Below are 19,466 nucleotides of genomic sequence, written 5' to 3' on the forward strand. Positions count from 1 at the left end.
AAATAAATAGGTAATGCTACGAATAGCATGAATTATCTAGGCTATCCGTACAATATATAGCACGAAAAAATTTTGAGGTGAAGTTGATTTTTGAGCAAAAATGAATCAAGAGTTAGCAATGCCTTAAGAGTTTCCGAGAGTGCACAACTAGATATATGAGGGGGATTTATTATGATTATAAAATTATTAAATGGTGATTTGGATGTAACTAGACTTGAGATTAGTGATATTGTTGATATTAAACTACTTCAAACCTTTCAAGATAATTTTGCTACTTCAATGAATATTGCTAGTGTTACTGTAGACAAAGATGGTACACCTGTAACTAATTCAAGTTCATATACAAGTTTTTGCGCAGATTTTACACATTCCACAAAAATAGGGGATGACCGCTGCGCATTGTCCCATAAAAAAGGTGGAGAAGAAGCTGCAAGAACACTAAAACCATATGTCTATACTTGTCATGCAGGATTAATAGATTTTGCTGCACCAATCCTTGTGGGTGACTATCTAATCGGAACTATTTTAGGAGGCCAAATATTAACCTCAACTCCAGAAGAATCAAAATATAGAAAAACGGCAAATGAAATTGGTGTTGATGAAGAAGGTTATGTAGATGCGGTTAAAAAAGTTTATATGAGTACTGAGAAAAATGTGACAGCCGCTGCACAAGTATTATATATCGTAGCAAATGCTCTTTCAGAGTCCGGCTATGAGAAACTTAGACTAAGTAATATGTCTCAAACTCTAACAGACAACTTTAGTCAAATATCTGCTACTATGGAAGAACTTAGTGCTTCTTCTATAACTGTAACTAATAACCAAAATAACTTAAGTGATGAAATTACCAATGTAAAGAATATCTCAATAGAAATAAATGCAATATTAGAGTCTATAAAAAGCATAGCAGACGCAACAAAAATATTAGGATTAAATGCTGCAATAGAAGCTGCAAGGGCAGGAGAAGCAGGTAGAGGTTTTGGCGTTGTTGCTAAAGAAATAAGATCCTTATCACAGAATTCAAAGGAGACAGCTTTAAAAATATTAGAACTTACAAATAAAATACAAGAATCCGTTGATAAAACAATTGAAACTTCTAATGCTACACTTGAAACTACAGAGCAACAGTCTGCTGCAATTGAGGAGGTTACTTCAAGCCTTATGGAGGTAACAACTTTATCTGAGAAATTAAATGCAATGGCAAACAACAAATAATAATAAATATTATTTAATTTATTAGAGCCTTATACTATATAAAAATTTTATAGTATAAGGCTCTAATATTAAATAAAAAATCAGCTAATACTTCCACTTGATTTATTGGAAACTATTGTTTTCTCTTTTTTCATAATACTTTTTCCTAAAATATCAGAAACATATCCAAGTACTGTACCCAAAATTAAAGATGTAGCAACAGCTAGTAAAATTTCGGGTTTTGCTCCAGCTCCAAAGTATGCTCCTGCTGAACAGAATGCGCCTGGTATGAAAGATAAAATATTAATGTGGGCTTGTGCACACATACAGAATGCAAATATGGCAACTGTAACTCCTAACGCATATGTGAATCCAAGTATTCCTGCACCCCATACCATTAAGAAACCATATAATACTCCCGTCACATTAGAGGCTATTGTTTTTTTCAATCCTTCAACGCCTGCTCCTGATGCATAATAACATGCCCATGAAATGATGCATACCCAACTAATCAAATTAAGGCTTGCAGGCAAGCTTACTAATATTCCAGCTAATATTCCTATAGTGATACCTATAGAATTTAAATAATTCATAATAATGCCCCCTATTCATTTATTTTTACTATTTATACATTTTAGCAATAACATCCACAGGTAATACATCTACTTCCCTCAAAGCTCTTTTAAATAGTGTTGGTCGTCTATTTGATTGCCCTGTATGTTCCAATATTAAGAATGATTTCACTAATTCTCCAATATGGTCTTTGATTTTTGTAAATTATCCACTTCCTTGAGTATACCTTCCTGGTGACATGATAATTTTAGACATAAAAATAGCCCCTCTCTTTTTTTATATTCACGTTTCAATTAAGAAACAGTGTAAACTTTATTAATATTACAGAAGATTGTTAAATACCTCTCTTTTTTGACGATGCAATAACTTCTTTATTTAGAAACATTCATGAATATTAACTCCCATATCCTTAGGCTTTACTTCACCAATTAGTTGTCCTTTAGTAACAAACATCACCCACTGACACAATTGCTTTGGCAGGTTTACCTATATATTGCTTAAGTATTTTGTATACGTTTTCAATGTTTACCTTGGTTATATCATCTATGAATAAACCTAATTAAGTTCCGTTTTTATATCTGCTTTTAAAGTACCTACACTTGGCATATAATCGCTTTTTAAATGTAATATTTTTCTTATTATACCATAATATATAAAATTTACACAAGACTTATTTGATTCCATTGGGGAAATAATGACGCTTAACTCGTAATCTTCCTAAAGATTGTAGAGAGTCCAGATTTGCCAAGGGAGAGGTCTGCCCTTATTGTAAATCAAAAATTAAAGCAGCTGTGCTACACGTAATGTAGCACAGCTGTTTTAATCTTCTCTTATATTAGCATAACTTATTTTTAACATAACAAATTTAAATAAATATTCATATATTACACATAATAGATATATTGTATTAAAAAAATTTAATTATAAAATAAAGGAGATTGAATTATGAAATTAATTGAGGTCGGAGATTCTGCACCCGATTTTTCATTAAGAGATAATAATTACCAAAATGTATGTTTGTCAGACTTTAGAGGTAAACGTGTATTGCTTTCATGGCATCCTCTTGCATGGACACCTGTTTGTACAGATCAAATGAGAGCACTCGAAAACAATTGGGGAAAATTTCAAGCATTAAACACAGTCCCACTAGGTTTTAGTGTGGATCCTGCTCCATGTAAAAAAGCTTGGGCAGCTGCACTACTTCTTCAAAATTTAATTCTCCCATCTGACTTCTGGCCTCATGGAAAGGTTGCACAGGATTATGGAATTTTTATTGAAGAAAAAGGTATATCGCAACGCGCTAATATCATAGTAGATGAAGCTGGTATTGTTAAATGGGTTAAGGTATATCCTAAGGCTCAATTGCCTGATTTAAATGAGGTTTTTGAGATTTTATCCAATATGTAGATTGAATAAACTACATATGTTGTATAAACAAACAGTATCTAATAATAAAACAAAAGCCTCATACTAAATTAATAGTATGAGGCTACAGTTGTAAAAAACATTACTTCAAAGAAGGTGATGATTTAATCATTAATTTCAGATATTACTACCTCAAGGATATCCAAAGCCTCATCAATCTCATCCTTTGAAACATTAAGTGGAGGAAGCAATCTTACAACATTATCTCCAGCTGCAATAACAAGCAGTTTCTTATCAAAACACGATTTACAAAACTTCTTTGTATCTGTTTTTAACTTTATTCCAATTAAAAATCCCATACCTTTTACTTCATCTATTACACCATATTTTTCTTTAATCTTAAGTAACCTCTTTCTTAGATATTTACTTTTCTCATCAATTTCCTCTATAACTCCGCCATCAACTAGTTCTGTTAAAACTGCAACTCCAACTGCACATCCAAGTGGGTTTCCACCAAAAGTGCTGCCATGGTCACCAGGAACAAAAGCCGTTGAAGCTTTAACGTTTGTAATAGTAGCCCCTATTGGGAATCCGCCACCAAGGGCTTTGGCGATGCAAATTACATCCGGAATAACTCCAAATTTCTTATATGCGAAAAGACTTCCTAATCTACCCATGCCGCATTGGATTTCATCAAAAATTAATAGAGCATCAAATTTATCACAAAGATTTCTTGCCTGCTTTAAAAACTCTATGTCTGCTGTATTTATTCCGCCCTCACCTTGAATTGGCTCTATTATTATGCCACATACCTTCTCGTCGAAATTCTTTTTTAAATCTTCTATGTCATTAAACTCTACTTTTTTTACACCCTCCATTAAAGGACGAAAATCTTGTTGATATTTCTCTTGCCCAGTAACCGAAAGCGCACCTATGCTTCTACCATGAAAAGAATTATCCATATATATTAATTGGTTTTTATCCTTCTTCCCTTTTAACTTACCATATTTTCTAGCTATCTTGAGTGCTGCCTCTACGGATTCAGTACCACTATTACAAAAGAATACCTTACTATGATCACAATTATCTATTAATTTTTCAGCAAGAAGCGTGTGGGTAGTATTCCAATAATAATTTGATGTATGAATAAGCTTACTACTTTGCGTTACTATGGCATTTATTATAGCAGGATGGCTATGTCCAAGGCAATTTACAGCAACTCCTGAAACAAAATCTACATATTCTATTCCTTTATCATCATAAATTTTGCATCCAAGTCCACTCTCAAAAGTAACATCATATCTTCCATAGGTATTCATTATACAATTTTTCATCATTAATTTACTCCCTTCGCTGTTATAATTCTAGTTCCACAATTCTTAATTATATTTAATAATAAGCTGTGTTTTTTTCTTCCATCTACCAAATGAACATTTTTTGTTCCCTTATTAATTGCAGCAACGCAGCATTCAAGTTTTGGAATCATACCACCATAAACAATACCTTTATTTATAAAATCTTTAGTTTCCTCTATAGTAATGGATGACAAAAGCGTTGATGGATCTGTTATATCTGTATATACACCGTCAATATCCGTCATAATCAATAATTTTTCAGCTTTTAAAACACCACTTATGGCTGCCGCAGCATAATCTGCATTTATATTATAACTTTTCCCTTGCTCACTTATGCCAATAGGAGATATAACTGGGATATAATCATTTTTAAGTAATGTAATTAATATATTCTTATTAATATTTGTAACTTCTCCAACGAAACCTATATCAATATTTTTACCATCTTCATAAACAATCTTCTTTTTAGCCTCTATTAAATTGCTATCTTTACCACTTATACCAATTGCATTTAGTCCTTTCATACTTAAAATTGAAGATAATCTTTTGTTTACATTTCCTGATAATACCATCTCTACAATCTCCATAGTATCACTATCTGTAACCCTTAACCCGTTTATAAATTTATTTTCACCACCAGTTTTACAAACCCACTTATTAATTAAAGGCCCACCACCATGTACTATAACCACTTTAATTCCAGCTCTTGTCATAAGCGCTACATCTTCAACAAAAGCCTCCTTTGCAGCATCATTACTCATTATACTTCCACCATATTTTATAACAAAGGTCTTACCCTCATATTTATTAATTTGTAAAAAATCTTTTATATTTGTATCATCATCATTTTTTATATTCATTATAACCCCCAACCTTAATGTTTAATTTCCATTAATTTTTATTAATTTTTATTAATTGTACAACTATTAGAAGTAATGTACAACCTTTTGAATAATTATACATCATTATGAATAAATATTCAATATAATATTGATTTTTTTAAAAATTTAATGTATAATGATTTTTATAATAAATTTGAAAGGTGAGGCGTTGCGATATGATTAAGGCGGGTATAATAGGTGCCACTGGCTATGCAGGTGAACAATTGGCGTGGTTTTTATACAAGCATCCAGATGTTAATGTAGAATTTTATGCTTCACATAATTATGCAGACATCCCGTATAATGAAATTTATAGTAATTTCAATAGTTATATAGAAGATGTTTGCATTAATATGGAGACGGCTATTAGTAAATTATCAAATATAAATGTTCTTTTTATTGCTCTTCCACATGGCATGGCATTTAAAATAACTGAAAAAGCATTATCTCTCGGGGTAAAAGTAATAGATTTAGGTGCAGATTTTAGATTGAAATCTAAGGACGTATACGAGAAGTGGTATGGAGTTAGACATGAAAGTCCAGACCTCCTTAAGAGCTCTGTTTATGGTCTTACTGAATTAAATAGAGAATCTATAAAGAAGTGCAACTTATTAGCTAACCCAGGTTGTTATCCAACAGCTACTATTTTGGCACTAACTCCACTTCTAAAAAATAATCTTCTGGATTTAAAATCTATTATAGTTGATGCTAAATCTGGAGTATCAGGAGCTGGTAGATCTGCAAACATTGGATCGCTTTATGCGGAATGTAACGAATCAATTAAAGCTTATGCAGTTGCTAGTCACAGACATACTCCAGAGATCGAACAAGAACTAAGCAATGCTTGCGGCGGCGACGTAATGGTATGTTTTACTCCTCATTTAGTGCCAATGAACCGTGGAATTTTATCAACATGTTATGGTACTCTGACGAAAGGCCTAAGTGCAGAAGATATTATATCAATGTACAGAGACTTCTACAAAGATGAATATTTTGTGAAAATTATTGATGGCTTACCTGAAACCAGGTGGGTAAGAGGCTCTAATTTATGTCATATAGGAATTAGGGTAGATAAACGTACACATAGAGTAATAATAATATCTGCTATAGACAATTTAATAAAAGGTTCCGCAGGTCAAGCTGTACAGAATATGAATATAATGTTTGGCTTGGATGAAACTACAGGCCTTGAAATTATTTCCATGGCACCTTAAAATAGACACTTATTTTTAACAATAACTTAACGATTTATATGTTGATTTTTAATTAAAAAATAATATATAATTACTCAAAGAAATAATATGATATTGGGGGTAGATACATGGACAAAATGTTCTTTGAAGTTAGAAGAGCTGTCACTAGTGACATTGAAGAAATACGATTGCTTGCAAAAAAATCTTTTGATATGTATACCGAAAATGCAGGAATTACAGAATTAGTTGCTCCTCTCGCGGAGACATATAATGATGTATTAAAAGCTATAGAAACTACTAACGTCTTTGTTGCTTTATCTAACGAGGAAGTTATCGGTAGTGTACGAATAGAAATCAAACCTGATAATACAGCATACCTAAGTAGATTTGGTGTGTCAGCAATACATCAAAATAATGGTATTGGTAAAATATTAATGAATGCAGTAGATATCTCAATGAAAGAATTAGGTGTCACAACCTTATATCTTCATACCGCATCTAGAATGTTTTCACTAATTAGATTTTATTATGGAAGATGTTTTTATATACAATCAACAAATAATGATCGCGGATATATTAGAGCACTACTGTGCAAAGAATATGAATCAGTGCCATCCACGTGGCAAGTGGCAAGCTGCAGCTTGTAAAAAGGACTGTAATAAGACTCAAATTTACACTAGTCTTGTTACAGTCCATAATATTATTCTGTTTGTGTTATAAGTCTCTTCATAATATCCCTTAATTTAGGTTCTGTAGTGTCTTCAGGAGCTATAATTATAATAAGCTTTATTCCATCATCTGATCTATCCCATTTATAAGCTTTGATGTCCATAATAGCACCCTCTGGGACGTATTCTTCAATATCCATTGCAATTTCTTCTGCAAGTGACAAGTATTCGTCAAATAATTCATCTTCCGTTAATTCCTTTATGTTACATTCCTCTTCCATTAAATCATTTAAGGTCTTTATCTCTACGCTTAAATTATAAGCTAATATATCATCTCGCTTTGAACCTTTGCTCATGTCTTTAACTACAATAAACTCTGTATTTTCTTCAATAATATCTTTTATATCTTTGCTTTCTATGGTTTCACTATTAAATTCTACGTACATTCACTCATCTCCTTTTAGTGGCATCTATTATATTATACTATTATATTGTAGGAAATCAATTTACTTGGGCGCATTACACTAAAAACTGAAAATATCCAGAAGTTCTTGCTTTGTAAGTTTTCCTAGGAAATCACTACTCTTAAGTTCCCCTGTAATTACACTATCTATTAAATATTTTTTATTTTCCTGAAGTAAAATTATTTTTTCTTCTATAGTTCCCTTAGCAACTAGCTTAATTACTTCTACGATATTTCTTTGGCCTATTCTATGTGCTCTATCTGTTGCTTGATTTTCAACCGACGGGTTCCACCAGGGGTCAAAATGAATAACAAGATTTGCAGAGGTTAAGTTAAGGCCTGTTCCCCCTGCCTTTAGTGAAATTAAAAACACTAATGATTCATTACTGTTATTAAATTCATCTACCAATTTAATTCTATCATTAGATTTGGTTTTTCCATCTAAATAAAGGTATGGGATTCTTTGATCCTTTAAACTCTCCCCTATATTTTTAAGCACAGAAGTAAATTGTGAAAACAATAGCACTTTTCCATGTGTTTCTCTATGCTTTTGAATAAGTTCATTGGCAATTTTCAGCTTTCCACTTCCACCCGTGTATTCATTTATTACAAGTGACGGATCTAAGCAAATTTGTCTAAGTTTTGTTAAATAAGAAAAAACCTCTATTCTGCTATCGCTTCTATTTTTCATTTTATCCCTAATGAGCTTTATATAAGATTTATATACATTTTTTTGAGATCCTGTCATCTCAACTAAAAATTTCTTTTCTATTTTATCTGGCAACTCTTTAAGAACTTCTTTCTTAGTTCTTCTTAATAGAAATGGTTTGATTAGTAATTTAAGTTCCTTTAAATTATCTTGTCTTGTAGTAATAAAGTTTGATTCAAAAATTTCTTTTGAGTATAAATAATTCGGCATTATAAAATCAAAAATAGACCAGAGTTCTAATAAATTATTTTCAATAGGCGTGCCTGTAAGCGCAAATCTTACTTTGGCTCTAACCTCTTTAATTACTTTTGTGTTTTGTGTTAGATAATTTTTTATGTTTTGAGCTTCATCTATTATACAATAGTCAAAAATAATATTTTTATATAACTCTGTGTCCATCCTTAAAGTTCCGTATGTTGTTAGTATTATATCATAATCCTTTAATTTATTAATTAATTTAAGTCTTTCACTTTTCTCTCCATGTACAATCGCAACCTCAAGAGAAGGTGCAAATTTTTCTATTTCCGCTTTCCAATTATAAACAAGGGAAGTTGGACTTATAATTATAGATTTTTTATTTTCTTCTGATAAAAGAAAAGCTATGGTTTGAACAGTTTTGCCTAGTCCCATTTCATCTGCTAATATCCCTCCAAGACCTACCACGCTTAAACTTTTAAGCCATTTAAACCCATCAATTTGATATTCTCTAAGGGTAGCTCTCAAGTTTACTGGCACCATTATGTTTTTATTATTTATATATGAAAAAGTATCTTCTATATTCTTTAATAGCTGCGTACCCTTAATAAATTGGAGATTCTTATCTTTTATCTTTTCATTTAAATATAAAGATTTACTTTTTTCTATCCTCATAGAACTATTTTCTATGTTTTCATTAGAATTTAATACTTTTATTAGATCTAAGAAATTCCTAACTCCCTCATCTTTAAAATCCAGAAAATTGTTATTCTTTGTTTTGTAGAATCTTTTGTTTTGTTTAAATGCAGCAAATACACTTTTTAATTCTCTATTTCCAATGTCATATATACCATAGGAAAAATCATAGTAGCCATCCTTTTCCACAATTTCTGCCTTTATAGAAGTAAAATCATATATTCTCTTTTGTTTAAGTCCATTTTCAAAGGTGACCTTTCCAATAGAATGTAGATTGTTTTTACTATCATTTAACATATCAAACAGTTCCTCATCAGATCCTATAAATAGTAACTTATCATTTCTTTTTATAAACCTATATTTCTCTAACTCCATAAGAATTTTTTCTTCTTTTTTATAGTTGCGTATAATTATATCGAAACTTTTATCAATATTGCTACTTTTATCATTCTTTAAAATATTAATTCTCTCATTACCATAAATCAATTGTATATCGCAATAAATATCGCTTCCTATCTCATATATGCGAAACTCAGGTTTAATAAAATTTGAAACAAAGTTTTTTGTCTCTTCACTAATGTTAATATTATTTGAAATACTACATAAAAATGAAATAAGTTTATTATAGTTTTCTATGTTCTTTCGATATAAAATTTCGCCATTTTTTTTTAATTTTTCACATAGAAGAATATATCTTCTAATCTGATTTTTGGATGGCAAATAAAGCTTCCAATTAAATAAATATACATCATTCTCATCATTTAAAGAAATTGGAAATTGCTTATGGGTTGTTAAAACAAAATATTCATCTCTAATCTTTAATGTGAATGTTAATGGTAAATCCTTATGTAAGATTGAAGCTTCAAATTCAAAACTATCATAAGTTAACTTAATTTTGTTATGGTTAATTCCTATTAAAAAACTATGTAAGTCTCTAGGTTCAAGTTTTGTTTTTTCCTTACCCATTTCATGTTGCACTTCATAATAAGTTGGGCCTTTGGAAACCCTGCGAACTAACTTTATATCACCTTTTGTATTTTCCTCAAATTTCATATTTTTATTTGATTCGTTTTTTTTCTCAGAAACATTGTTTGAAGATAATTTTAAAAAACTATATGCTGTAGCAGTTAGATGGCTACACATAAATAAATGGCCAGTATTCGATAATTCTTTAAAATCCTCACAAGTACATTTTACACCATCTATTTTTTTCAACAATAAATTTATTTTTATATAGGTATTTAATTCACTGGATTTAGTGTTGTTACTAACGCTTCCATATATATGATATATATTTTTTATATTTTTGCCATTAGTTTTAATAACTAATCCACCTTTAAAAGCCTTTTCTCCCTCTCTTCTCATTAGCTCTGAAGATGATTTAAATACTATATTTGTAAGTTCATTTAACTTCAAAAAACCACCTCCAAGTTAATGTTACACATGTATAGCCCTATTGCCATATAATATATATTATATCATATACTTTCCACCCCCTAATGTAGTGTCGCGCTCGTTGCAAGTAGTATATTTGCAACTATATTATAATATAATATTACTTCCCACTATATTATATAATTGTAAAGTATGTTAAAATATTGTTAGATATTTTATAAATGATTTATTTAGGGGGACAAAAGATGATAAAAAAGATATTAGCTATGGGAATGTGTTTGATATTAGTCCTGTCACTTGTTGCATGTTCAGACAAAAATAAAGATGTAAAGGTTGACAAATCAGCTACTAAAATGGATACTGTTATGCAATTAAGTGCCTATGGTTCAAATGCTACTAAAGCCATAGATGCAGCTTATACTAGAGTAGATGAAATTGAGCAGATGGCAAGTAGCCAAATTGCTACAAGTGATGTTAGTAAAATCAATGCCGCTGCAGGAAAAGGATATGTAGTTGTTAATCCTGAGATTATTAAGATAATTAAAACCACATTAATTTATTCAAAACTTAGCAATGGTGCCTTTGATATAACAATAGGCCCACTAATAAAACTTTGGGCAATTGGTACACCGCAAGAAAGAATTCCAAGTCCTGCTGAAATCAAAGAAAAATTAGCACTTGTAAATTATAAGGACATCAGCATAAATGAAGCAGATAATAGTGTTAAGTTAATGAAACCAGGTATGTCTATAGATCTTGGTGGAGTTGCAAAGGGCTATACTGCAGATGAAGTTATTAAAGTTTTCAAAAAATATAAAATTACAACTGCCCTTATAAACCTCGGTGGGAGCTCTATATATACAATGGGCGAAAAACCTGATAAAACTTTATGGTCCGTTGGAATTCAAAATCCAAGAAAAGAAAGAAATGAAGGATTTGTTGGTATAATTAAAATGCCTCAAACCGCACTTTCTACCTCTGGAGATTATGAGAGATTTTTCATAAAAGATGGAAAACGCTATCACCATATATTGGATCCATCTACTGGATATCCTGCATATGCTGGGGTTATGAGCGATACCATAGTTGTAGACAGTTCTATTCCTGATTGTAATATGCTCGCAGATACCCTAACTAAACTTACTTTTGTATCTGGTGTAGATAAAGGATTAAAAATTATTGATAATCTTAAAGGTATTTCATGTATGGCTGAAACTACAGATTATAAAACTACAAATTATAAAATTTATGAATCAACAAATTGGAAGACTCAATTGGATAATATAGATCCTGGATTTAAAGTAGTAAAATAAACTACGTTAAGTATTTTATCTATTTCAAAATATTTAACTTTATAAAAATTAATTATAGCATACTTATTTAAAAAACTTTCTTTTCATAAATAAGTATGCTATAATGTCATTACAATATTTTTTCATTCCATATATTGGTATATATATGTATTAATCCCCTACTTCTCATGCATCTTTTGAGAGTATTTTTATAATTATTCACTTAAAAATACTAGACTTAGGGCATCTGACTTAAGTAATTAAAAATCTTTTAAAAATAGACTATCAGACCGACAATCTGTTTTTTTAAAAGATACTGATTACTGAAATTTATAATAGGAGATGAGTATTATGGTCTACTTTTTAAAAAACAAACAAACGAAAATTATAATTGGTATAATGATGGCTACAATAATTGTAGCTTTAACTATTTTCATGAGTTTAGTAAGAAAAAATGTTACGGTGGTTGTGGATGGCAGCCAAATTAAATTAGTAACATCCCAAAAAACTTTTGGTAGCGCTCTAAAAAAAGCTAATATAAACGTAGACGTAAAAGATAAAATCGACAAATCACTAAACTCAAAAATAGTTAACAATGATGTTATTACTATAACACGCTCTGTAAATCTTAAAGTCTTTGTAGATAATAAAGAACTTAATATAAAATCTGCTGAGAAAGATATTTCCTTAATGTTAAATGCTCAAAATATAGCAATAAGTCCTAATGATAAGATTTCGCCATCAAGAGAAACCAAATTGTCAAAAGGCATGGATATTAGAATAACCCGTGTTAAAACCCAAACAATACAACAATTAAAGTCTATTGAGTTTAAAACAGTTCTTAAAAAAGATAATGGTATATTAAAATCTAAAAGTACTGTTTCACAAAATGGAATCAAAGGTCAAAAAAATGTTACTCTAAATGTAGTTTATGAAAATGGCAAAGAAGTAACTAGAAAAGTTATTAAAGAAACCATAGTTAAAAATCCTCAGAATAAAATTATAGTTCAGGGTACAAAGTCCGCTATAACTTATTCCAGGGGAATTTCAGAAGATCTTCTTAATGTCAATTCTCCTTCAAAATCAGAAAATACTCTTTCTGTAAAAGCTACTGCATACTGGGCTTTTAATGGAATAAATAACACTTATACTGCCTCAGGTCAGAAGGCTGTTCGAAATCCAAATGGGGTAAGTACAATAGCTGTAGATCCGAGTGTCATACCTTTGGGAACAAAATTATATGTTCAAGGATATGGAAATGCAATCGCAGCTGATAGTGGTTCCGGGATAAAAGGTAAATATATAGATTTATTTTTTAATACACGTGAAGAAGCTTTAAGCTTTGGTGTTAGGTACTTAACTGTGCAAATACTAGATTAATTCTTTATATGTTATTTATTACCATGCTCCCATGAAAACTGCCACAGAAGTTATTTCTGTGGCAGTTTTTTTATAAATGAATAATTCTTCATAAATGGATAATTTTGAATAAATTATCCATTTATGTTATCCTATAGATATAATGAAGATAAGGCGGGATAAATTATATGGCATTAAATATATCATCTGTTATTAAAAAATTTGGTGAAAAAACCGTAGTAGACAACCTTTCCTTTAAAATTGAAAAACCAGGAGTATTTGGTTTACTTGGCACAAATGGAGCAGGAAAAACCACTACAATTAGAATGATACTCGGAATTCTAGAAAAAGATGGTGGAGCTATTTCGTGGAATGGACACCCTGTTACAAGGGAAAGTGTAAAATTCGGATATCTACCAGAGGAGCGTGGCTTATATCCTAAGTCTAAAATAGTAGATCAGCTTTCATATTTCGGAAAACTTCGAGGTATGGATGGTAAATCAGTAAAAAAAGTAATAAACTATTGGGTTGACAGGCTAAAGGTATCAGAATACTTAAACTCTACAGCAGAACAATTGTCTAAAGGTAATCAACAAAAAATACAATTAATAACAGCACTTATACACGATCCTGAATTAATAGTTATGGATGAACCTCTAAGTGGACTTGATCCAGTTAATGCTGATTTATTCAAAAGTGTGATTTATGAATTAATAGAAAAGGACAAATTTATTATAATGTCTAGTCATGACATGCAATCAATTGAAGACTATTGTCAAGGTCTTGTAATATTAAAAAACGGAGAAACTGTTCTCAATGGTAATTTAAAAGAAATAAAAGCTAGTTATGGAAGAACAAATCTTACAGTGAACACTCAAGATGATATTGATGTCCTTATAGATGAACATGATATAAAACTTATATCAAAAAATGCAATAGGTTATGAGCTTAAAATCAAATCAGATGAGCAGGCTTATAACCTTCTTGAAAAAATTATAAAATTAAAAATAAGACTTGATAAATTTGAAATTCGTGAACCATCTCTCCATGAAATATTTATTGAAAAGGTAGGTAATCAATAATGAAAGGATTTTTTACTGTTTTAGCATACACATTTAAAGAAAATTCAAGGAAAAAATCGTTTATTATTTCAACTATAATTACACTTATCTTAACAATTACATTAGTTAGTATGCCAGCTATAATAAAAAGCTTTGATAAAGGCGCCACAAATAAAACTCAGCAAGGTTCCAAGGTCTCTGAAAATAAGGGACTTATCTTTGTAGTTGATTCAAATAACATTTTAAATGGAAATTTTGATAAGCTTGGTTCAACTTTTAAAGAATACACATTCAAGTCTGAAACTGCTACTAACATAGCTACCCTAAAAAACAAAGTAAAAAGTGAAAAAAATAATACTCTTATAATTTTAGATATAAAAAATGGAGTACCTGCCTTTAATTATATAGTTAAACAGGCTGGTGATGGGCTAGATCCGTCTGACGTAAGCCGCGTTATCAAAAGCATCTTTGTGACGAATTTATTAAAGAAGTCTAATGTATCTGATAACATAGCGCATTTGGTACAAAGTGATATTCCCTTTAACACTCAAGAATTAGGAAAAGGAAAAGCAATCAGTACTATTTCAAGTATGGTTGTAAGTATGTTACTTTTCTTTGCAATTTATTTTTATGGTTATGGCGTAGCTATGTCAGTTGCTTCTGAGAAAACTTCGAGAGTAATGGAGCTTCTTGTAACTTCAACAAAACCATCAATAATAATTCTCGGGAAAAGTGCAGCTATGGGTCTGCTTGGTTTAATACAACTATCTCTGGTTGTATGTACGGCTCTACTAACCTACAAATTTACTTTTCCAGAAAATTTTAAAATAGCCGGACAAGTTCTTGATTTTTCTAACTTTACTCCCTTAAGCTTTGTAATGATAGTTTCATATTTTATACTAGGTTACTTCCTGTATGCTATGATGAATGCCGTTGCTGGTGCCACTGTTAGTAAGGCTGAGGATGTTAATTCAGCTCTTATGCCTATTTCTATAATATCTATGGTTGAATTCTACTTGGGATTTTATTCACTTCCAGTCCCAAATGGAATTGTAGCAATCGTATCATCTATCGTCCCATTTTCAGCCCCATTTTCTATGCCATCTAGAATTTTAGCAACAGAAGTTCCTATTTGGCAAATTTCGGCCTCTATATTCTCTTTAATAATAACAATTATATTTATAGCTTGGATTTCAATTAAAATATACTCCTCTGCCATACTTCATTACGGCAAACGGTTAAACATAAAAGATTTACTAAAAATATCAAAATAGTAATAAGTCATAAAAAAGTGAAGATAATTAATAATTTATGAAAGTTATTAATTATCCTCACTTTTACCACTTAAGTGGCACTTGCCCTTCCTTTCCCATTTGACATAGTGAGTAACATATAGTAGAATTTATAAATATAAAACCTAAATAAGACAGTTCTAAACCATCCTGTCTATAAAAAAAACTAGGACGTAACTACCGTTTTAGGTAGTTTTTTTGTTTAAATACGGTTTATTCCCTTTTTTTAGGAGGAATTATAATGAAGAAAATAGGCTTAACAACTACCGTTCCTGTAGAGGTGCTGATAGCAGCAGGTTATACCCCTGTAGATTTAAATAATATTTTTATAACCTCTAAGGATTATTTGAAATATATAGACATTGCAGAAAGCGATGGTTTTCCTAGGAGTTTGTGCACTTGGATAAAGGGAATTTATGGGGCATGCCTAGAGAACGGAATTAAAGAAATTGTTGGAGTTGTGGAGGGTGAATGTTCTAATACAAAAGTCCTAATTGAAGTACTTGAGTTAAAAGGAATTACGGTCTATCCTTTTTCCTTTCCACATAGTCACAACCTAGATGACGTAAAACATGAAATAAATAAATTTATGAATGTCTTTAACGTAACTATAGATCAAGTTGAGGTGGTTAGGCAAAGGCTTAATAAAATTAGAACATTAGCTAAAGAAATTGATGAATTAACTTATATAGATAATAAGGCAACAGGCTTTGAAAATCATCTATATCAAGTAAGTGCCAGTGATTTTAATGGATATATAGACGTTTTTGAATCTGAACTAAAAAGTGCCATTATTAAAATTAAAAATAGAAAACCACTTAATAAAAAGCTTAGACTTGGTTACATAGGTGTTCCCCCAATGACATCAGATATATATGAATTTGTTGAAAATCTTAATGCTAATTTTGTATATAATGAGGTTCAAAGAGAATTTTCTTTTCCAAGATTTAATAACTCACTAAATATATACTATCAATATTATGACTATACTTATCCTTATGATACCCAGTTTAGAATTATTGAGTTACAAAAGCAAATTGACTTGCGGAAATTAGATGGTATAATTCACTACACTCAAGCATTTTGTTATAGAGCAGTAGCAGACATTGTCTTAAAGGAAAAACTAGATATACCTATCTTGAATATTGAAGGTGACAAATTAAATGTCTTAGATGCAAGAACAAAACTTAGGTTAGAAGCCTTTCTTGATATGATGCTAGATTTAAAGGAGGCTAAAATATGAGATTACTTGGAATAGACCTTGGAAGTCGGGAAGTTAAAATTATTTTAATGGAAGATAATAAGATAATACAAAAGGTACAAGTAAGTACTATGAACTTTTATAGAAATTATTGTGACTTTGATGGTAAAATTATTGTTAATCTAGAAAAGCTCGGTATTAAGAAAATCGATAAGGCTGTGTCTACAGGCTACGGTAAAAATAATATTGATTTAAAGATGTTCACTCCAATAAATGAGATAAAAGCTCATGTATATGGAGGACTGTATCAAACTGGCTTAAAGGATTTTATACTTTTAGATATAGGTGGGCAAGATGTGAAAGTTATGAAAGTAGAAAAAGGCATTACAACTGACCTAGAGCTTAATGAAAAATGCGCTGCTTCCTGTGGTAGATATTTAGAAAATATGGCAAATATACTTGAGATATCTATTGATGACATGAGTAAATATTACAAAGATCCTGTAGAACTTAATTCAACCTGTGCTGTTTTCTCTGAATCAGAGTTAATTGGCAAAATAGCTAAAGGTGTAAGTATAGAAAGTTTGTGTGCTAGTGTTAATTACTCTCTATACAAAAGACTTCTACCCTTACTTAGTAAATTCAAAGGTAAAAAATTAGTTTTAACTGGTGGCGTTGCCAATAATGTTGCTATAAAAAGATATTTAAAAAAAGATTATGAAGAGATAGTATCCATTGCGGAGCCACAGTTTAATGGAGCCATTGGATGTTGTTATTATGGGAATAAATTTCTATAAATTTATATTTTCTAATAGCACTAAAAAATAAACATAAATATTAGGAGGAGCGTGACCTATGTATATTTTAAAATCAGAACACAGCTTTGATAGTGCACATTTTCTATCTGGGTATGAAGGAAAATGTTCAAATATTCATGGACATAGATGGAAGGTTGAAGTTGAAGTTCGATCAGAGACCTTGGTAAAAGGTGGTCAAATGGCCGGCATGATAATAGATTTCGGTGATTTGAAAAAAGATGTTAAAGCTATGGTAGACTTTTATGACCATGCCTTAATTATAGAAAAAGGTAGCATGAGGGATGAGACCTTAAATTGTTTAAAACAAGATGGCTTTAATGTAATTATGGTGGATTTTAGAACTACAGCAGAAAACTTTGCAGCATTTTTCTTTAAACTAATGAAAGATAAAGGCTACAACGTACATAGAACTACGATTTATGAAACACCTACTAATAGTGCATCATATGAAGAAAGCGAGGCACAATAAAGTGAAATTTAAGGTAGTTGAAAAATTTATAAGTGTTAACGGAGAAGGTCCACTATCGGGTCAACTAGTAGTGTTTATAAGATTTGCAGGTTGCAACCTAAATTGTAGCTACTGCGACACCACTTGGGCTAATAAAAAAGATGTATGTTATGATTTAATGACATCTGTTGATATATATAATTATATTAAATCTACAGACATTAAAAATGTAACCTTAACTGGTGGTGAACCATTATTACAAGAAGGAATTATTGAATTATTAGAAGTTCTGTCTATTGATAAGACTATTCATATTGAAATTGAAACTAATGGAAGTATTCCTCTAGAAAATTTTTTAAGTATAGAAAATCTACCAAGTTTTACTATGGATTACAAACTACCCTCCAGCAATATGGAAGATAAAATGAATTTAAATAACTATAAGTATTTAAGTTATAAAGATACAGTTAAATTTGTTGCAGGTAGCATTAATGATTTACAAAAAACCAAATTTATAATAGATAAATATGATCTTGCTGTTAGAACTAATGTATATATTAGCCCAGTATTTGGGCAAATTGAACTAGAGGATATTGTAGAATTTATGAAGTGCAATAAAATGAATGGTGTTAATCTTCAAATGCAACTTCATAAAATCATTTGGGATCCAAATAAGAGAGGTGTATAAAATTATGGCAATTGATACAAAAGCAATTGAAGAACATATAAAAGGCATTCTAATAGCACTAGGTGATGACCCATCCCGAGAAGGACTTAAAGACACCCCCTCACGCGTTGCTAAAATGTATGAGGAAGTATTTGCTGGAATGTGTTATAGCAATGATGATATTGCAAATATGTTTAATACAACTTTTGAAGATGATTTAGTAGTTAAAGCAGACTCTAGTGATATTGTAATAATGAAGGATATTCAGATCTTTAGTCATTGTGAACATCATTTAGCTCTGATGTATGATATGAAAGTTTCAGTTGCATACGTTCCTAATAAAAAAATTATAGGTTTAAGTAAAATCGCAAGAATAGCTGATATGGTAGGTCGTAGATTACAGCTTCAAGAGAGAATAGGAACGGACATAGCGCAGATTATGCAAATGGTAACTTCCTCGCAGGACGTGGCCATAATTATAGAAGGTGAACATGCCTGCATGACAACCCGCGGAATAAAAAAGCCAGGTACTAAAACAATGTCAACTACTTTTAGAGGAAGGTTTAATACTGATGTAATTTTAAATAATAAATTAATGATGCTTTATAATAAATAAAAGCTTTATACAAAATAAGTGGAGG

General features: G+C 30.7%; 19 protein-coding genes. 13 read left to right on the forward strand and 6 right to left on the reverse strand.

The window, feature by feature from the left end; all coding sequences use genetic code 11:
* Nucleotides 1-171: 171 nt before the first annotated feature.
* Nucleotides 172-1,215: a PocR ligand-binding domain-containing protein gene (locus VIM70_RS12475; protein WP_331946090.1), complete on the forward strand. Its 1,044-nt coding sequence runs from the start codon at nt 172-174 to the stop codon at nt 1,213-1,215.
* 80 nt (nt 1,216-1,295) lie between these two features.
* Here VIM70_RS12475 and VIM70_RS12480 read toward each other — a convergent pair whose 3' ends face one another.
* Both VIM70_RS12480 and VIM70_RS12485 read right to left on the reverse strand, forming a co-directional pair.
* Nucleotides 1,296-1,787 carry a DUF1097 domain-containing protein gene (locus VIM70_RS12480; protein ID WP_331946091.1) on the reverse strand — a complete coding sequence of 164 codons (492 nt, stop codon included), beginning with the start codon at nt 1,785-1,787 and terminating at the stop codon, nt 1,296-1,298.
* A 28-nt stretch (nt 1,788-1,815) separates the two neighbouring features.
* Entirely contained in the window at nt 1,816-1,938 is a 123-nt protein-coding gene (locus VIM70_RS12485) for a hypothetical protein (RefSeq protein ID WP_331946092.1), read from the reverse strand.
* A 774-nt stretch (nt 1,939-2,712) separates the two neighbouring features.
* On the opposite strand from VIM70_RS12485, the gene VIM70_RS12490 reads away from it, so the two are divergent.
* Nucleotides 2,713-3,174, forward strand: coding sequence for a peroxiredoxin (locus tag VIM70_RS12490; protein WP_331946093.1), 462 nt, complete (start codon nt 2,713-2,715; stop codon nt 3,172-3,174).
* Nucleotides 3,175-3,296: 122 nt separating this feature from the next.
* On the opposite strand, the gene VIM70_RS12495 is transcribed toward VIM70_RS12490, so the two are convergent.
* Together VIM70_RS12495 and argB are read right to left on the reverse strand one after the other, a co-directional pair.
* The gene (locus tag VIM70_RS12495; RefSeq protein ID WP_331946094.1) at nt 3,297-4,469 is read right to left on the reverse strand and encodes an aspartate aminotransferase family protein; all 1,173 of its coding nucleotides are present in this window, start codon (nt 4,467-4,469) and stop codon (nt 3,297-3,299) included.
* Nucleotides 4,469-5,347 (reverse strand): acetylglutamate kinase, encoded by an 879-nt coding sequence (argB, locus tag VIM70_RS12500; RefSeq protein ID WP_331946095.1) that lies wholly within the window; start codon nt 5,345-5,347, stop codon nt 4,469-4,471. The genes VIM70_RS12495 and argB overlap by 1 nt, the downstream gene beginning before the upstream one ends.
* 197 nt (nt 5,348-5,544) lie before the next feature.
* Between argB and argC the strand changes: the two genes are divergently transcribed.
* Nucleotides 5,545-6,582: an N-acetyl-gamma-glutamyl-phosphate reductase gene (gene argC, locus VIM70_RS12505; protein ID WP_331946096.1), complete on the forward strand. Its 1,038-nt coding sequence runs from the start codon at nt 5,545-5,547 to the stop codon at nt 6,580-6,582.
* Between the two features lie 107 nt (nt 6,583-6,689).
* Nucleotides 6,690-7,208: a GNAT family N-acetyltransferase gene (locus VIM70_RS12510; RefSeq protein WP_331946097.1), complete on the forward strand. Its 519-nt coding sequence runs from the start codon at nt 6,690-6,692 to the stop codon at nt 7,206-7,208.
* Nucleotides 7,209-7,261: 53 nt separating this feature from the next.
* Here the strand turns inward: VIM70_RS12510 and VIM70_RS12515 are convergent, their stop codons facing one another.
* The gene (locus VIM70_RS12515; RefSeq protein ID WP_331946098.1) at nt 7,262-7,675 is read right to left on the reverse strand and encodes a hypothetical protein; all 414 of its coding nucleotides are present in this window, start codon (nt 7,673-7,675) and stop codon (nt 7,262-7,264) included.
* Nucleotides 7,676-7,753: 78 nt separating this feature from the next.
* Nucleotides 7,754-10,708, reverse strand: a complete 2,955-nt coding sequence (locus tag VIM70_RS12520) for a DEAD/DEAH box helicase (protein ID WP_414648716.1) — start codon at nt 10,706-10,708, stop codon at nt 7,754-7,756.
* 224 nt (nt 10,709-10,932) lie between these two features.
* Between VIM70_RS12520 and VIM70_RS12525 the strand changes: the two genes are divergently transcribed.
* The 9 genes from VIM70_RS12525 (at nt 10,933) to folE (ending at nt 19,441) form a co-directional block, all read left to right on the forward strand.
* On the forward strand, nt 10,933-12,000 hold the full coding sequence (locus VIM70_RS12525; protein ID WP_331946099.1) for an FAD:protein FMN transferase: 1,068 nt from the start codon (nt 10,933-10,935) through the stop codon (nt 11,998-12,000).
* A 330-nt stretch (nt 12,001-12,330) separates the two neighbouring features.
* Complete coding sequence (locus VIM70_RS12530) at nt 12,331-13,359, forward strand: 3D domain-containing protein (RefSeq protein WP_331946100.1); 1,029 nt, start codon at nt 12,331-12,333, stop codon at nt 13,357-13,359.
* A gap of 167 nt (nt 13,360-13,526) precedes the next feature.
* Entirely contained in the window at nt 13,527-14,420 is an 894-nt protein-coding gene (locus VIM70_RS12535; RefSeq protein WP_331946101.1) for an ABC transporter ATP-binding protein, read from the forward strand.
* Complete coding sequence (locus VIM70_RS12540) at nt 14,420-15,673, forward strand: ABC transporter permease (protein WP_331946102.1); 1,254 nt, start codon at nt 14,420-14,422, stop codon at nt 15,671-15,673. Before VIM70_RS12535 ends, VIM70_RS12540 begins: the two co-directional genes overlap by 1 nt.
* 259 nt (nt 15,674-15,932) lie before the next feature.
* The gene (locus tag VIM70_RS12545; RefSeq protein WP_331946103.1) at nt 15,933-16,934 is read left to right on the forward strand and encodes a 2-hydroxyacyl-CoA dehydratase family protein; all 1,002 of its coding nucleotides are present in this window, start codon (nt 15,933-15,935) and stop codon (nt 16,932-16,934) included.
* On the forward strand, nt 16,931-17,689 hold the full coding sequence (locus VIM70_RS12550; RefSeq protein ID WP_331946104.1) for an acyl-CoA dehydratase activase: 759 nt from the start codon (nt 16,931-16,933) through the stop codon (nt 17,687-17,689). The genes VIM70_RS12545 and VIM70_RS12550 overlap by 4 nt, the downstream gene beginning before the upstream one ends.
* A gap of 58 nt (nt 17,690-17,747) precedes the next feature.
* Nucleotides 17,748-18,179, forward strand: a complete 432-nt coding sequence (queD, locus tag VIM70_RS12555) for a 6-carboxytetrahydropterin synthase QueD (RefSeq protein WP_331946105.1) — start codon at nt 17,748-17,750, stop codon at nt 18,177-18,179.
* Between the two features lies 1 nt (nt 18,180).
* Complete coding sequence (gene queE / locus VIM70_RS12560; protein WP_331946106.1) at nt 18,181-18,846, forward strand: putative 7-carboxy-7-deazaguanine synthase QueE; 666 nt, start codon at nt 18,181-18,183, stop codon at nt 18,844-18,846.
* Between the two features lie 4 nt (nt 18,847-18,850).
* The gene (gene folE / locus VIM70_RS12565) at nt 18,851-19,441 is read left to right on the forward strand and encodes a GTP cyclohydrolase I (RefSeq protein WP_331946107.1); all 591 of its coding nucleotides are present in this window, start codon (nt 18,851-18,853) and stop codon (nt 19,439-19,441) included.
* Nucleotides 19,442-19,466 lie beyond the last annotated feature (25 nt).

Origin of the sequence: Clostridium sp. (assembly GCF_036569345.1) — a bacterium.
In the GTDB taxonomy this organism is placed as follows: Bacteria; Bacillota; Clostridia; order Clostridiales; family Clostridiaceae; genus Clostridium_AD.

What these genes read in the sequence shown, in the direction of transcription:
- VIM70_RS12545 (WP_331946103.1), top strand. Translation starts at nt 15,933, where the DNA reads ATGAAGAAAATAGGCTTAACAACTACCGTTCCTGTAGAGGTGCTGATA.
- VIM70_RS12510 (WP_331946097.1), top strand. Translation starts at nt 6,690, where the DNA reads ATGGACAAAATGTTCTTTGAAGTTAGAAGAGCTGTCACTAGTGACATT.
- queD (WP_331946105.1), top strand. Translation starts at nt 17,748, where the DNA reads ATGTATATTTTAAAATCAGAACACAGCTTTGATAGTGCACATTTTCTA.
- VIM70_RS12540 (WP_331946102.1), top strand. Translation starts at nt 14,420, where the DNA reads ATGAAAGGATTTTTTACTGTTTTAGCATACACATTTAAAGAAAATTCA.
- folE (WP_331946107.1), top strand. Translation starts at nt 18,851, where the DNA reads ATGGCAATTGATACAAAAGCAATTGAAGAACATATAAAAGGCATTCTA.
- VIM70_RS12535 (WP_331946101.1), top strand. Translation starts at nt 13,527, where the DNA reads ATGGCATTAAATATATCATCTGTTATTAAAAAATTTGGTGAAAAAACC.
- VIM70_RS12475 (WP_331946090.1), top strand. Translation starts at nt 172, where the DNA reads ATGATTATAAAATTATTAAATGGTGATTTGGATGTAACTAGACTTGAG.
- VIM70_RS12550 (WP_331946104.1), top strand. Translation starts at nt 16,931, where the DNA reads ATGAGATTACTTGGAATAGACCTTGGAAGTCGGGAAGTTAAAATTATT.
- VIM70_RS12480 (WP_331946091.1), bottom strand. Translation starts at nt 1,787, where the DNA reads ATGAATTATTTAAATTCTATAGGTATCACTATAGGAATATTAGCTGGA.
- VIM70_RS12515 (WP_331946098.1), bottom strand. Translation starts at nt 7,675, where the DNA reads ATGTACGTAGAATTTAATAGTGAAACCATAGAAAGCAAAGATATAAAA.
- argC (WP_331946096.1), top strand. Translation starts at nt 5,545, where the DNA reads ATGATTAAGGCGGGTATAATAGGTGCCACTGGCTATGCAGGTGAACAA.
- VIM70_RS12525 (WP_331946099.1), top strand. Translation starts at nt 10,933, where the DNA reads ATGATAAAAAAGATATTAGCTATGGGAATGTGTTTGATATTAGTCCTG.
- VIM70_RS12490 (WP_331946093.1), top strand. Translation starts at nt 2,713, where the DNA reads ATGAAATTAATTGAGGTCGGAGATTCTGCACCCGATTTTTCATTAAGA.
- VIM70_RS12495 (WP_331946094.1), bottom strand. Translation starts at nt 4,469, where the DNA reads ATGATGAAAAATTGTATAATGAATACCTATGGAAGATATGATGTTACT.
- VIM70_RS12530 (WP_331946100.1), top strand. Translation starts at nt 12,331, where the DNA reads ATGGTCTACTTTTTAAAAAACAAACAAACGAAAATTATAATTGGTATA.
- argB (WP_331946095.1), bottom strand. Translation starts at nt 5,347, where the DNA reads ATGAATATAAAAAATGATGATGATACAAATATAAAAGATTTTTTACAA.